Source organism: Bacillus sp. FG16 (assembly GCF_057809515.1).
Genome location: NZ_JBMDKC010000070.1, coordinates 14,480 through 29,079 on the forward strand (window position 1 = coordinate 14,480; position 14,600 = coordinate 29,079).

General features: G+C 35.7%; 12 protein-coding genes. 1 reads left to right on the forward strand and 11 read right to left on the reverse strand.

Annotated elements, in window-relative coordinates; genetic code table 11:
* Positions 1-13 precede the first annotated feature (13 nt).
* The 6 genes from ACODS7_RS22060 to ACODS7_RS22085 all read right to left on the reverse strand — a co-directional run bounded on the left by ACODS7_RS22060 (position 14) and on the right by ACODS7_RS22085 (position 8,765).
* Positions 14-313, reverse strand: coding sequence for a hypothetical protein (locus tag ACODS7_RS22060; protein ID WP_243168874.1), 300 nt, complete (start codon positions 311-313; stop codon positions 14-16).
* Between the two features lie 132 nt (positions 314-445).
* Entirely contained in the window at positions 446-2,812 is a 2,367-nt protein-coding gene (locus ACODS7_RS22065; protein WP_243168873.1) for a DUF6359 domain-containing protein, read from the reverse strand.
* A gap of 214 nt (positions 2,813-3,026) precedes the next feature.
* Positions 3,027-4,454: a protoporphyrinogen oxidase gene (gene hemY / locus ACODS7_RS22070; RefSeq protein WP_243168872.1), complete on the reverse strand. Its 1,428-nt coding sequence runs from the start codon at positions 4,452-4,454 to the stop codon at positions 3,027-3,029.
* A gap of 19 nt (positions 4,455-4,473) precedes the next feature.
* Positions 4,474-5,409: a ferrochelatase gene (gene hemH / locus ACODS7_RS22075; protein WP_000726775.1), complete on the reverse strand. Its 936-nt coding sequence runs from the start codon at positions 5,407-5,409 to the stop codon at positions 4,474-4,476.
* A gap of 14 nt (positions 5,410-5,423) precedes the next feature.
* Positions 5,424-6,470, reverse strand: a complete 1,047-nt coding sequence (gene hemE, locus ACODS7_RS22080; protein WP_000252605.1) for a uroporphyrinogen decarboxylase — start codon at positions 6,468-6,470, stop codon at positions 5,424-5,426.
* Between the two features lie 177 nt (positions 6,471-6,647).
* Positions 6,648-8,765 (reverse strand): transglycosylase domain-containing protein, encoded by a 2,118-nt coding sequence (locus tag ACODS7_RS22085; RefSeq protein ID WP_043936578.1) that lies wholly within the window; start codon positions 8,763-8,765, stop codon positions 6,648-6,650.
* A 127-nt stretch (positions 8,766-8,892) separates the two neighbouring features.
* Between ACODS7_RS22085 and hmoB the strand changes: the two genes are divergently transcribed.
* A complete protein-coding gene (gene hmoB / locus ACODS7_RS22090; protein ID WP_000644094.1) occupies positions 8,893-9,390 on the forward strand; it encodes a heme-degrading monooxygenase HmoB in 498 nt (165 codons plus the stop codon).
* Positions 9,391-9,601: 211 nt separating this feature from the next.
* Here the strand turns inward: hmoB and ACODS7_RS22095 are convergent, their stop codons facing one another.
* The 5 genes from ACODS7_RS22095 to ACODS7_RS22115 all read right to left on the reverse strand — a co-directional run bounded on the left by ACODS7_RS22095 (position 9,602) and on the right by ACODS7_RS22115 (position 14,204).
* A complete protein-coding gene (locus tag ACODS7_RS22095) occupies positions 9,602-11,017 on the reverse strand; it encodes a PH domain-containing protein (protein WP_029442075.1) in 1,416 nt (471 codons plus the stop codon).
* Entirely contained in the window at positions 11,010-11,486 is a 477-nt protein-coding gene (locus ACODS7_RS22100) for a PH domain-containing protein (protein ID WP_016082581.1), read from the reverse strand. The genes ACODS7_RS22095 and ACODS7_RS22100 overlap by 8 nt, the downstream gene beginning before the upstream one ends.
* Positions 11,487-11,692: 206 nt before the next feature.
* Positions 11,693-12,634, reverse strand: coding sequence for a DMT family transporter (locus ACODS7_RS22105; protein WP_000939632.1), 942 nt, complete (start codon positions 12,632-12,634; stop codon positions 11,693-11,695).
* A gap of 89 nt (positions 12,635-12,723) precedes the next feature.
* Positions 12,724-13,470 carry an SDR family NAD(P)-dependent oxidoreductase gene (locus ACODS7_RS22110; RefSeq protein WP_001208940.1) on the reverse strand — a complete coding sequence of 249 codons (747 nt, stop codon included), beginning with the start codon at positions 13,468-13,470 and terminating at the stop codon, positions 12,724-12,726.
* Positions 13,467-14,204: a 2OG-Fe dioxygenase family protein gene (locus tag ACODS7_RS22115; RefSeq protein WP_016082583.1), complete on the reverse strand. Its 738-nt coding sequence runs from the start codon at positions 14,202-14,204 to the stop codon at positions 13,467-13,469. Before ACODS7_RS22115 ends, ACODS7_RS22110 begins: the two co-directional genes overlap by 4 nt.
* Positions 14,205-14,600: the final 396 nt, after the last annotated feature.

A 14,600-nucleotide genomic window follows, 5' to 3' on the forward strand; every position in this document is an offset into this window, starting at 1 on the left:
ATCATCCTCCCCTTTACGGTGTACCTGCCAATCCCCATAAGATAACGAACACCACAAAATAAATTGCTTTAATACCTACCACTGAACATAATAAAATAATTGCATATTTACTTAATTCTCTTCTTGCACCTATTAAAGTAAAAATAACCGCCAAACTAAATGTTATATAAGAAGCTGTTATATTAATTAAGTTATACGTAATATCTAGATTGCTTGTAAGTCCTGTTACATCAGCTACAAACTGAAGCATGACGATCGTACTAAAAAAAATTGCAAGCTGATTCATTACCTTTCCATTTATTTGTAACTGCATTGTTGTCCTCCTTTCAAAAAACTAAATATTCAATCAATTTTATCATTAGATTACAAAAAAAGGAATCATCTCTTTATACTATTCTATAACGATGCAAAAAAAGAACGCTTAGTCACCTAAGCGTTCTTTTTTTTAAGAAGCTTTCTTCAAATCAATTTGAGCAAGTACTGGGTCATGGTCGCTTACACGTCCGTGCTCTTTCATTATGTTTGAGTTTAAGTGCACTGGATCTACAATTGTGTGCGGTGCGATGTTATTTGTTACTAAAATATGATCTAGCACTTGTGCGTTTCCTTCGTGAATGTACGTGTAACGATTCTCTTTCGGCACTGTGTTTAACATATCTTTTAAGATTGTTCCCTCTAGTGCTTTTAGTGGTTTAGAGAATTCGAAATCGTTCATATCACCTAACACAACAACTGGTGCATTCGTATTCTTTTTCTGAATTCCTTGCACGAAATGATTTACTTCTTGTGCTAACTGAATTCGTTTGTCTTCACTTTTTAATACGAGCGGCTGCACTTTTCCAAATGGCGTTGCATCTCCTAGTTTTGAGTTTAAGTGATTTGCAACGACAACAATGTTTTGTCCTTGGAACGTAAATTCTGCCGCTAACGGTTTACGTGTACTTTCAAATAATGGATTTTCGTCCCCAATACGAACAACATTTTTATCAAGTAACTTCGGTACCGTCGCTAATTTCACGCGTGATGGATTATAGAAGAAGCCGACGCGAATATTCGCTCCTGGTGCTCCTCCATCTTGATTATTGTTTGGAGCGATTTCTACATACTCATACTTCGGTCCACGAATTTCTAGAACTGCATCAATGATACGTTTTGCGCTTAATGACGCATCTGTTGTACCGTCATTAATTGATCCGTTATTATCTTGCATTTCCTCTACACTGATAATATCTGGCATTTTTAAGTTGTATTTAATAGAATACGCTAATGCTTTTACCTTTTCATCTGTTGTTTCTTTTTTATTCGCTGAGAAGTTTTCAATGTTATATGTAGCAACCGTTAACTTATCAAGACGTGGCTGAATATTTGCCCCTACTTGCTTAAATCCACCATCCACTACAGCTGGCAATTCTGTTATTGGCGAAATACGGAAAGAACCGTAATCATATCCTACTACCCCTGTTATATCTCCAGTGAAAGTATCTCCTACTTTTGCTACATAATCGCGAGGTACTTTTACAGAAAGACGCTCTGGGTTTAATTGATTTTCATCTAATAGAGGTGTGCCATATTGTGTTACTATTTTATCTCCACCATTTTTTACTGTTACATATAAATTTCCGTTTTTCTGAGGTGTAATAATTTTTGGTGTTGGCATCGTAACACGCATACCTTCTATACTTTCATAGAAGTCGATTGCATCTTCATTTGGATCAAATAAACCAAATGCATCATTATCAATAATCTGGTCCGGGATTTTCACACCGTTTTCTCCAAGTACAATCGGTGCTGGCAAAGTTTGATTTTTTGCGATTACAGCAACGCGACTCGCCTTAATTTCTGTCGTCGTTAAGTCTGTTTCAAATCGCTCTGCATATCCTGGTCCAACATATTCTTCTACTACTCCATCAACTTGAATAAGATCTCCTACTGCTACATTCGCATCTTTTTTATATACGTAAATACCTTCTGAAGTAGCTGGATCATTATCCGGCTGATTATCTTCTATATAAAAGCCGTTTTTATCAAGCGCTGTGACAACGCCTTCCACATTGTTTACTTTCTTCCCGTTGTAAGGAGAAATATGTGATTTTCCTTGAATGTCATGAATACGAACCTGTTCATTATTTACGATAATAAATGAAAATGTCGAAATTGCTGAAGAAGTAAGCCCTTCTTTTTCCGCGATTGCTTTCACTACACTATTTTCATTCATTACAATTCGTCCATTATAACGAACACTTTTATTAGTAGGATTAGAGCCATCTAACGTATAGTAGATTGTTGCGCCTTCTGTATTCGTCGTTAATGTTACCGCTGTTCCTTTAGCAACTTCTCCGCCGTTCGGCGAAGCTACTACATCGCTAACACGGTTTTGTCCTTCACCTTGAAACTTATAAGCTGTTACTGATTTTAGACCTGGGTTACTAAAATATAATTCAAGAGTCCCAGTCAAACTAATTTTCTTCCCGATATTTTCAGGATGATCTTTTACATTCACTGCCGTTCTCACATCACCTTTTGGCAACTGAACGGGCATGATTTTGTCTGGATTCGTTTCGTTTGGCGAATCTGCAATTGCTACGTTTGTATCATCAAACTTAGCTGGATCCTTCGTATATTTAGAAGAACTTTGCGTATATCCAACAATATATCCTTCCACAATCCCCTTCGTTTTCCCTTGCTGCTTAAATACTTGAATTGCTTTTTCTACTGACATAGAAGCATTTTCTTCTGCTTGCGCTAAAGTTCCAGTAAATGAAAGCAATAGCAAAAATGATAAAAAGACGCTTAACAATTTCTTCACAGCCATTTTCCTCTCCCTATTTCATATTTTCTCAGCATTTCTATCATAACAAATGATTCGTTATATAGAACTATATTTCGACAAATTTTACAAAAAATTAATCTCAGCTATAAGTTTAAACCAAAAAATTACTTACGTTAAAAACAGGTGGAATATGGACAGTACAAAACACCTATTTTCCAATAAAAAACTCCCACTTCATTAATGAAGTAGGAGTTTTTTATACATTTAAAGCTTCTCGTTCACATTCTACTATTTTTTCAATATGTGCCAGCACACGTTTCGCTGCCAACTCACCTTGATTAATACAATCTGGAAGTCCAGCACCAGCATAAGAACTACCTGCCAAGTATATACCAGGCAACTCTTTCTCCATAAATGTTGTGAGCTTTTTCATTCGCTCGTTATGGCCTACTGTATATTGAGGCATCGCTTCTTTCCAGCGACTTACGATTGTAAACTCTGGATCCTCTGTAATATCCATCGTCTTTCGTAAATCTTCTAGTACGAGCTGAACGAGTTCTTCTTCAGTTTGTTCTACAACCGCTTCATCACCAGCACGACCGACATAGCAACGAAGGAGTGTCTTTCCTTCTGGCGTTGTATGTGGCCATTTTTTATGCGTCCACGTACATGCTGTAATCGTGTAATCACTATTTCGTGATACGACAAATCCTGTACCATTAATATCGCGCTGGATTGCGGACTTTGGGAAAGCAAGTGCGACATTGGCAACGGATGTGGCTGGAATGTTACGGAAGAAACGAAACTGCTTGTACTGAGCAAACATGGACGGCAATACTTTATGCGAAGTTGCCACTACGATGGCGTCCGCTTCTATTTCTTTTCCGTTACTAAGAGTAATCGTATAACCATCACCCTGTTTTGCAACTTTTTCAATGCGAGTTCCCTTTATTATCGTACCTTCATGCATCTTTGCTTCGAGAGATTCTACGATAGATTCTAAACCTGTTTTCACTGTTTGGAAGATTCCTTTTTTCGGTTCAGCTTTCTCTTCTTTCGGAGCGAGCGTACGCATACCGAGTGAAATACTGCGATGTTTCTGCTCAAGCTGATACATTTGCGGGAATGTTGACATTAAGCTCATTTCATCAATATCCCCTGCATAAATACCCGATAGTAACGGTTCTATTAAGTTTTCAACCACTTCGTTTCCGAGGCGATGTCTGAAAAATTGTCCGAGTGATTGGTCAGATACTGGCTTTGACCTCGGCATTAATAGATCAAAACCAGCTCTTAATTTACCAATTGGGGAGAACAGCCCGGAAAATAGAAACGGCGTAATTTGCGTTGGAATTCCCATCATTGATCCGCTCGGCATTTTATGTAACCGATTGTTTACGAGGATAAATGATTGACCGGCTTGATTATTTACAAGTTCATCGCCAAGACCTAATTCTCGCGCTAATCTAGCTGCACTTTCTTTTCGTGCTAAGAAAGAATCCGGTCCGCGTTCAATTGTAAATCCATCTTTTCGAACGGTTTGAATTTTTCCGCCAAGTTTACCCGATGCTTCTATAAGTAATGTATCAATCGGCAAGTTTTTTTCATGAATATTTTTTTGTAAGTTATGCATTGCTGTTAATCCAGTGATGCCTCCGCCGACGATCACAACTTTTTTCCTCAAGCAGGCTCCCCCTTTCTTCTTACAGTACAGATTCTTTTTTCTTTAATACAACATCTGTTAAGCAATCAATAAATGCGTCCGATGCATTTGGCATTTCTGGACGATAATATTTCGCGCCAATTTCATCTGTTACAACTTTACACTCAAAGTCATTGTCATATAAAACTTCTAAATGTTCCGCAACAAATCCAACTGGTGCATATACGAATGAAGTATAACCGTGCTTTTCATTTAGTTCTCTCGTTAAATCTTGTACATCTGGACCAATCCAAGGATCTGGTGTGTTTCCTGCACTTTGCCAGCCTACCGCATAGTTTGCTACTTCAGCGCCACGCGCGATGTAATCAGCTGTTTCATTTAATTGATCTGGATATGGATCGCCCATTGCAATAATTTTCTCTGGTAGGCTGTGTGCAGATACGATTAGTACTGCTTTTTCACGCTCTGCGTCTGACATGCCGTTATATATACCTTTCACTGCATCAACCCAGTACTGGATGAATTTCGGCTCTTTATACCAGCTATCAATGCCGTGAATTGTTAAGTTTCCAAGTTTCTCAGCTTCTTCTTGTGCTCGTCCAACGTATGATTTCACGCTAAACGTAGAATAGTGAGGTGCAAGAACAAGTGCGATTGCATCTTGTATTCCGTCGTTATGCATATCTTTCACCGCATCTTCAATAAACGGTTCGATATGTTTTAAGCCAAGATACATATGGTACTCTACTTCATCTTGCACTTCATTTAAACGCTTCTCTAACTTCTTAGCTTGCTCTAATGTAATAGTAGCTAAAGGAGAAATACCACCAATTGCACGGTAACGCTCTGTTAAATCTTCCAGCATTTCAGGACTTGGCTTTCTTCCTCTACGAATATGTGTATAGTAACGTTCAATATCTTCTTCTTTATATGGCGTTCCGTATGCCATTACAAGCAAACCAATTTTCTTTTTCATACAGCAATTCTCCTTTACTTCGCTAACTGCCCTTTAGAGTATTCATGAATAAATGTAGTTAAACGTTTTAATGTATCTGGATTTACTTCTGGGAATACACCGTGACCTAAGTTAAAGATATAACCCGGCTGTTTCATCCCTTGATCTAAAATACCTTTTACATGTTCTTCAATAACAGACCATGGCGCAAGTAAGAATGAAGGGTCCATATTACCTTGGACCGCCTTATGAACGCCACGTGCACGTGCTTCCTCAATCGGTAAGCGCCAGTCTAAGCCGACTACATCAAGCGGTAAGTCGTGCCACTCATTCACTAAGTGTGCAGCTCCTACGCCGTGCATAATCATCGGTACACCCATCTTACGAACTTCTGCAAAAATACGCTCCATTGCTGGTTTAATAAATACGCGATAATCTGCTACATTTACTGTTCCAACCCAAGAATCGAAAATTTGAACTGCTTTTGCTCCTGCATTAATTTGCGCCTTTAAATATGTAATAACCATATCTGCTAGTTTATCCATTAAAGCGAACCAAGCTTTTGGCTCTGCATACATGAACGCTTTCGTATTATGGTAGTTACGAGATGGACCGCCTTCAATCATATAGCTCGCTAATGTAAATGGAGCTCCTGAAAAACCGATTAACGGTACGTCTAACATTTCTGTCGTTAATAAACGAATTGTATCTAGTATGTACGGTACGTCATCTTCTGGATTGATTTCCCCTAGTTTTTCTACGTCTTGTAAAGAACGGATTGGATTATCAATAACTGGGCCAATACCTGATTTAATTTCTACATCCACACCAATTGCAGGTAGTGGTGACATAATATCTTTATAAAGAATTGCTGCATCTACGTTATATTGATCAACCGGCAATTTTGTAACGTAAGCACATAACTCTGGATTGTGTGTAATTTCAAATAAAGAATACTTTTCTTTAATCTTTCTATATTCCGGCTGTGAACGACCTGCTTGACGCATATACCATGCTGGTACATAATCGGTACGTTCCCCCCTACATGCTTTTAAAAATGTCTCATTTATAGTTCTTACCAAGACCCTTGCTCCCTTCCTTACCAATGCTTCGAATACGTTCGATATTTATCTTTTTTTACTATACAGCTTGTAAAAACAAAATGCATAATATTATGTACGTTGTTCATTAAATTGACACAAACATTCGTAAAAACGCTTACTATTTTCACAACATTCTTATTATAACACAGAGAAAAACTATGGTTTAGCTACTTTTGACTTTTCTCCTTCGCGATTCGTTTGTGTATTATATGGTACAACGTAAAAGCTCGGTTTTGAAAATATGTTAACGAACTTTTCCTCATATTCTCCAGCACCGTTTACAGTGCTAACATGCGTATGAATTCCGTTCTCCACTCTATAGATTCGGTACATAATTCTGTTATCTGGAAGTGGCGTCCAGCTTAATTTTGTTTTAAATAAACCGAAAGGACTAAATGATAGTTTCATTTTTACATCTTCAATTCTTCGTAGCCGAATTGGAGAACCGATTGTTTCCACACCTTCAGGTTTCATAAACTTCTCTTTATGCTCTACATTAGCCTTCGTTAAAATTTTCTTAAATAATTTTGTCGCAGATGCACTTTCTCCTTGCAACTGATGCTCCTTATCCGTACGGTCATAACCAATCCAAACAGCGCCTACTAAGTTCGGTGTATAGCCGACGAACCACATATCTCTTGCTCCCTTATCGTCATTTGGCAATGAAGTTGTACCTGTTTTCCCAGCTAACGCACCGTTATATACACCAACTCTCGCTGTTCCTTCCTTCACAACTCCTTCTAACATTTTCGTCATATACCATGCTGTCTGCTTCGAGAAGATTTTCGTCTCTACTTTTGGCGATTCCCCAATGATTGCACCGTGTCTATTTAATACTTTATCAATAACGTGCGGCTCAATAATATTTCCATTTGCTAAAAATGAACGATACATTTTTACAAGATCAAATGTTGAAACGCCATTTTTTAATCCCCCAAGCGCTGTACTTAAACCAGCATCTGCAATATGGACATTTCCTTTTTCTAAATATTGCTTTCCTTCTTCTACCCCTAACTCATTTAATAGAGAAACTGCCGGTACGTTTGCCGACTCTAAAATCGCATCATACATCGTCATTTCTTTTGAATACTCATGATTATAATTTCGAGGTTCATACCCTTCAAAAGAATTTCTTTCATTTGTTAATAAAGAATACGGATTATACTTTCTCGTTTCTAGTGCTGGTGCATAAACGATAAGTGGTTTTAAAACAGATCCAGGCTGCCTTTTGGCAAAAACACGATTAAATCCTCTCGGGACGTACTTTCTTCCCCCAATCGCCGCTTTAATCCCTCCCGTACGATTATCCATTAATAAAAATGCACCTTGCGCCCCCTCTTCTTTCCCAGGGAAATTCCTTGCATCTTGAAACTGGTTATACGCTACCTTTTGAATTTTTTCATCCATTGGTACGACAAACGTATATCCCCCTCGGAGTACCTCTTGATGAGATAACCCGTATAAACGCGCTGCTTCATCTATGACCATATCAATATACGGCATATATGCAAGCTCATTCTCATCTAAGTTTTTATATAGAGCAATTGTCTTCCCTTGATAACGAACACTTTCTTCTGCAGTCAAATAGCCTTGTTTATGCATAAGTGACAACACGAGATCGCGGCGTTCCTTACTCTTCTCTGCAGAGTAGTACGGTGAATATCCGTTTGGTGACTTCGGAAGACCTGCAAGCATTGCCCCTTCCTCTACTGTTAAATCCTCAACATTTTTATTAAAATACAACTTTGCTGCCGCTTGAATACCGTAAGCCCCATGACCAAAATAAATATGATTCATATACATTTCAAGAATTTGTTGCTTCGTATATTTTTGCTCTAATTGAAGAGAAATTGCGACTTCCTTCAATTTGCGCGTAAATGTTTTTTCACGAGTTAAAAAGACATTTTTAGCGAGTTGCTGCGTAATGGTACTACCGCCCTCTACCTTTTCTCCAGCTAACGTATCTTTATAAAGAGCACGGAATATAGACGGATAATCAATTCCTTGATGCTCATAAAAACGAGAATCTTCCACCGCAACAAACGCTTGCTGCACATACTTCGGAATTTGCTCGACTGGTACGAGTTCCCTGTTTTCTACGTATAATTTCGTAATTTCTTTTCCTTTCTGGTCAACAATACGTGATGAAGAGTGGAAAACGAGCTGCTTTTCATCCATCATATAGCCACCAGCTAACACGATAAGTTTATAGAGTACAATTGCTACTACAAACGTTGCGACGCCGCCTAATAAAGTCCACTTTACTTTCTTCATACATCGTCCTTCTTTCCAAATGATGGTACATTTATTATTTGAAAAAGAAGTATCTTTATGTATATAATCTTCGAAGTTTTTTAAGAGAGTTGATATAATAGAAACAAACTATTAAGGGGGCATTAAAATGAAGGCTATTATTTCATACGAAACACCTCTAGAACAATCACATTTCACTGCAAAAAATGATGAGAAAAATATGTTTTATAAAGAAAATACAGAAGAATCTGTAGAAGGCTCACTTCAGTATGACGTACTAGATGCTGTCGGTGAATTTAAAGGACAACCTGGCTATATCGTCTGTAACAACATTTCTGTCACAGACGAAGGTCGCCCAGTATTTGAAAACCGCTTTAAAAACCGCGCAGGTCTTATTGAAAACGAACCAGGATTCCAAGCGATCCGTGTTCTACGCCCATTAAGTAACGATACATATGTCATCTTAACAATGTGGGAAACAGAGCAAAACTTTAAAGACTGGACAGAATCACGTTCATTCGAAAACGCTCATAAAAAACGCCCTGCACAAGCAGAAGGACAAGCACAGGCGCATCCACATGCTGAACAGCAAAAGAGTATTTTCTCTCGTCCTTCGTTCGTGACTACTTTTGATGTGTTAGTTTAATTAAAAAGTAATACAACACTATCAGTACGTGAAATTATATTAACGATTTTTCGCATATATCTATCACATCTTTGAATATATCAACGATTTTTCAAATATATCTATCACATCTTGAAATATATCAACGATTTTTCGCATATATCTATCACATCTTGAAATATATCAACGATTCGACTAAAGATATCCATTTAATAACAAAAAGGAAACACCACTACACATCGGTGTTTCCTTTTTCTTTGTACCAATTATATATACGAAGTGAATCTTTTTTTCTCATATGCTTTACTTCATAACCGCGCCCGGCTACCGCTACAAGAGTTGTACATAATTCATCTTTTCTTTGAAAATACGATTGATCATAACCTACTACTTGAACATGTCTTCTTCGCATTATTCCTGTATATTTCGAAAAATTACGATATACAACCGTTAGTTGATTTTCTCTTAATTCATAACCGCCACTTTTATATCTAGCATACGCAAGTAACGAAAACACGATAAATAACGGTAAAATAACAAACAACGCAATATATTGTTTAAAATATATACTCACGCTGGCAATTAGAACTGTGAGTATGATACTTATTGACCAGCCCATAATGAAATAACGATGCAACGCTGTTTTTGGTAAGTGAACGATCTCCGCTTCGATTTCATAAGGTAACTCTAAATATGTGAGCAGGTGCTGTACATCTTTTTTCTTCATAAATGGATGCAACATTACTTCGTTACTTGCTGCTCCAATACTTTGAATTGCTTCCACTTCAACAGCACAATAACCAAACGGCTGGCGAAGCATACCTTCTTTTACAGTAATCGCTTGAATGCGGTGCAATTTTAAGACAAACTCTTTCTTTTCAAATAATCCTTGAACGATACGAATCTCTTCCCCTTTTCGCTCAATTTTAAAGTTTGCATATTTCAACACATATCCAGCCGTGGAAATAATCCATGAAATTACCATTAAAATTAATGCAATTACAATTAGTTTATAAACACCGTTTCCCATCACATACGCTTCTACTTTACTTGTGAATCCTTCAGGAAGAACAAAATCAAACTTTGTGTAAAGAAGTACTAGTCCAGAGAACACTAGTCCGAACCGACCAGATGTAATCGCTGCGGCTAAAACCTCTTTCGCTGTTAACTGATAAACCGTCTTGCTTTCTTCCTCTTCTATTTCTTCTTTTACAGTAGTTTCTTTCTTATGTAATAAAGAGATTAAATGTTTTGCCTCGTCTTCTTTAATACCAGCCAACATCACTTCTGGTTCATTACCACCACCGGCTACTTCTATATTTAACTTCATAAGTCCGAGCATTTGATAAATGGCGTTAGAAGATGTACTAATATTTTGTACACGCTCTTTATTTAAATAGCTTTCCTTCTTTACAAAAACACCGTGCTTTATATGTAAAATATTATTCTCAATCCAGTACACTTTAAAATACCATTTAATTGCTGAAAAAATAGCCATGATGAATAAAACAACCAGAAGGAAAAGATAAAATAAATACCAAGGTTCCACTTGTTCATCAGGTTTAAATAAAACAAGAATAATAAGTGGCAACAAACTCGCAACCCTAATACCTAACAATATCGTAATCGGATGTTGCCTCTTATACATCCTCATCACTCACTTTCGCAAGTTCTCCAATTTGTCTTTTCAGCTGTTCTGCTTCTTCTTTCGTTAAACCTGGGATACTATGAGAAGTTGCGGCTGTTGAAATGTGTAATTCTGCTAAATTATACTTTCTCATAATCGGCCCTTGCTCAATCGTTACGTGCTGCACACGGATTATCGGAATAAGTACGCGTTTTACAACGAACATTCCCTTTTGAATCTCAATCTCTTCTTCATTTAATCTGTAACTATAATAGCGCTGACGTAAATTTGGAAATACAAAATAATCAAGTGGAATAAATATAATGGCTCCTGTTACTAATAGTCCAAACAACCAGCCCCACCAGTTAAAGTTAATCATAAAAAAGAAATACGCAATTACGACTGTTAGTATAACTGCCGCCCCAATTAAAGCGTGAATCCTCCACACTTTCAGCATATTAGAATGAATCTCCCTTTCTAACGGCTGCATCTCATCACTCCAATTCTATGAATTTATTACTTATATATTATTAAAAAATAAGGTTTTATATACATTTTTGTAAATTTATAGTCAAATAAATATAAGTGAATCAAAAGCATGTTAAAAAACATATATTATAAATATGAATTATATTAGACCAAATAAACCCTGCATGATTCATGCAAGGTTTATCGTTTTATACACAATATATTTCATTATTGTTGAGATATACTAGCATCGCTTTCAATTCGCTTTTCTTTTTGGCTCAGTTTTTTATCTTTAGATTTTTTTAATGTTAAAGTCATGCCAATAAAAATAAATAGAATTCCTGTTATTTGCATTAAAGTTGGACGGAATCCAGTAAGTACAGTATCTAATAATATTGCCACTGCCGGATCTAAAAAAACTAATATTGAGATTGTTTTTGTAGACAAATGGCGTAAACTATCAAAAAACAGATAATACACTATCCCTGTGTGAATAAAACCAGTAGCTATAATATATGTCCAATTACTTTGAGTGAGGCCACTAAAAGCATCTAAATCTATAAATGGTATTAAAAGAAATATCCCCAAGAATGTTTGTAAAAATGTCATTGCATACGCACTCATTTTGTTAATCCCTTTACCAAATAAAGTTGTAAATGCATAAAAGAGAGCTGCAAGAAATCCCCATATCATACCTGAAGACATTAATGAACCGAAAGAGAAGCTTCCATCGATACCAGCAATTAATAAAGCTCCCACAAAACACACAACTATTGAAATGATAGATATTAATGTTAATTTTTCTTTAAAGACGATACTTCCAATTAACAGTACAATTACTGGTGCAAGATGATAAACTGAGATAGCAATTGTAACTGACATATTTTCAAAGGCTTTAAATAAGAAAACCCAATTAAATACTAAGAAAAACCCACATATTAAAACTTGAATAACTTCTTTTCGTTCCCATTTATCTTGTTTATATTGCCCTGTAAGCAACCAGCATACACTTAAAAATATTGTCGCAAAAATACACCTTACAAACACTAATTCAAACGAAGGTAAGTTTGTTTGAACAGAAAAAAATCCAACTGATCCAAAGATAACCATTGATGCTATCATCTTTAAGGCCGGTACCGTTTTCTCTTGCTTAAAACTTTTTTGAAGCAAATTAATCCCCCTCCAATAAAAAAATCTGTTTATAGTGAGAAAAACACCAGCCTAAAAAAGGACAGGTGCTTTTCCTCAAAAACACTCAACTACAAGTTTTTCCCAGCAGTCCAACCACCATCAATTACAAAATTAGAACCAGTAATAAAGCGGGCCTGATCAGAAATCAAGTACTCAATACATGAAACAATATCCTGCGGCAACCCCCAAGTATCTAAAGATTGATTACTTTTTATCATAGACATCAATGCTTTATTACTAAAGTATTCTTCTGTAAGTTCAGTTCTAATAACACCGGGAGAAATGCTATTTACTCTTATATTTTGCTTCCCAAATTCCATAGCCATCTGTTTAGTCAATCCAATTAAGGCATGCTTTGATGCCACATAAGCAGCTCGCTCTGGTTCAGCCATTAATCCAGAAACCGATGCTATATTCACAATACAACCTTTTATTTTCGATTCACACCATCGCTTAGCTACTTCCCTAGAAAGGATAAATGGTGCTACTAAATTTACATCAATTACTTTTTTAAACATATCATCGGATAAATGTAAAACAGGTGTTATCTCTCGAATACCAGCTGCATTTATTAATATATCAGGAGAAAGCTTTTCTAAATCTAATTGAGTAAAAAGATTATGAATCGCTTCGCTATTACTTAAATCAATTTGCACTACTTTCAAAGGCATATCTGTTTTCATATAATCTATTAAGTTATTATTATTAATATCAAGAGCTATTACATGAAATGATTTTTCTAAAAAGTATTTTATACAAGCATGACCTATACCGCTATTGGCTCCAGAAATCATAATTATTTTATTCTCTCTCATTTTGTCTCCTTATAAGAAAATGTTACTAATAAAATATCACGAAAAGCCTCCGTACTACATTCTGTTCCAAGTGGCGTTACGGCATGGAAGACCTTTTGTCCAAATACTAAAGTTTCTAAAGGCTCCTTCAAACTTATAAACTGATTAATTTCCCGAGGAGAATTAGCTATTAAATTATCTCCGCCGATAGCTGTATTACTTAAATTCATAAGGTGTAAAAATACTACTGGTTCATCATCTTTATGTAACCAAATAGGTGAACTAAAAGATGGTCTTTCTTTAGTAGCTTTATATCTTACTTGATGTAAGCCTATAATTAAATCTTTACTTTTATCTATTATATTTGTTTTAAATGCAAACTCAGTATCGAAACGCACGATATTTTGAATTAAAGGATTACATAAAAAGCTATCATTTATGCTATTGAACTGTCTAACTTTCCCGCCATCATCATAGTTATATTCTTTAGATTGGAAGTAATCATTACTATTATCTAAAATATAATCTGGTGAATCAACATACTTTATATACCTTGAATAAGATCTAGCACGGCATTCACCGTACGCATCATCTTCCAAATTATAATAATCTAACTGTGCTTGTGTTAATAAACTATGATTCTCTTCCTCTTGTAAAAAGATTTCATTTGAGATTTCAAGAAACCCTTTAGATTCAAATTCATGTACCTTTTCTTCTATGCTAAAGCCACTCATTTTACTAAGAACAAACGTCATTATAAAAACCTCCACACTATTGTATTTTTCTTTCTCACCCTATGTTAGAAATGCAATAAGTAACCGAGATTCTTGCTTAATAAAATTAAAAATTATGATATTCAATTAATACACCAAATGAAATATATGTAATCCATTAAAACTATTTCTTAAGCAATATTATATATCCTTTTGGACATTTTTTCTAATTATCTGAAGATTTATCAACATTAGTCTTAATATTCGGAACTAAAGAAATAACTTTTTCAGGAAGATAAAACTGCGAGTATTGCAATTATTTATGTATATAACTTTTTTTAAAATTATATTTTAAATATAGCTAGTTTTTTATAATTTTTTTGATATATATAAGTTACGTTTAATATTTTAACAATTGTTCAGTTCCTAACCTTTGAA

Coding starts and splice junctions, on each gene's coding strand:
- ACODS7_RS22060 (WP_243168874.1), bottom strand. CDS start 313: ATGCAGTTACAAATAAATGGAAAGGTAATGAATCAGCTTGCAATTTTT.
- ACODS7_RS22065 (WP_243168873.1), bottom strand. CDS start 2,812: ATGGCTGTGAAGAAATTGTTAAGCGTCTTTTTATCATTTTTGCTATTG.
- hemH (WP_000726775.1), bottom strand. CDS start 5,409: ATGAAAAAGAAAATTGGTTTGCTTGTAATGGCATACGGAACGCCATAT.
- ACODS7_RS22085 (WP_043936578.1), bottom strand. CDS start 8,765: ATGAAGAAAGTAAAGTGGACTTTATTAGGCGGCGTCGCAACGTTTGTA.
- hmoB (WP_000644094.1), top strand. CDS start 8,893: ATGAAGGCTATTATTTCATACGAAACACCTCTAGAACAATCACATTTC.
- ACODS7_RS22095 (WP_029442075.1), bottom strand. CDS start 11,017: ATGTATAAGAGGCAACATCCGATTACGATATTGTTAGGTATTAGGGTT.
- ACODS7_RS22100 (WP_016082581.1), bottom strand. CDS start 11,486: ATGCAGCCGTTAGAAAGGGAGATTCATTCTAATATGCTGAAAGTGTGG.
- ACODS7_RS22110 (WP_001208940.1), bottom strand. CDS start 13,470: ATGAGAGAGAATAAAATAATTATGATTTCTGGAGCCAATAGCGGTATA.
- ACODS7_RS22115 (WP_016082583.1), bottom strand. CDS start 14,204: ATGACGTTTGTTCTTAGTAAAATGAGTGGCTTTAGCATAGAAGAAAAG.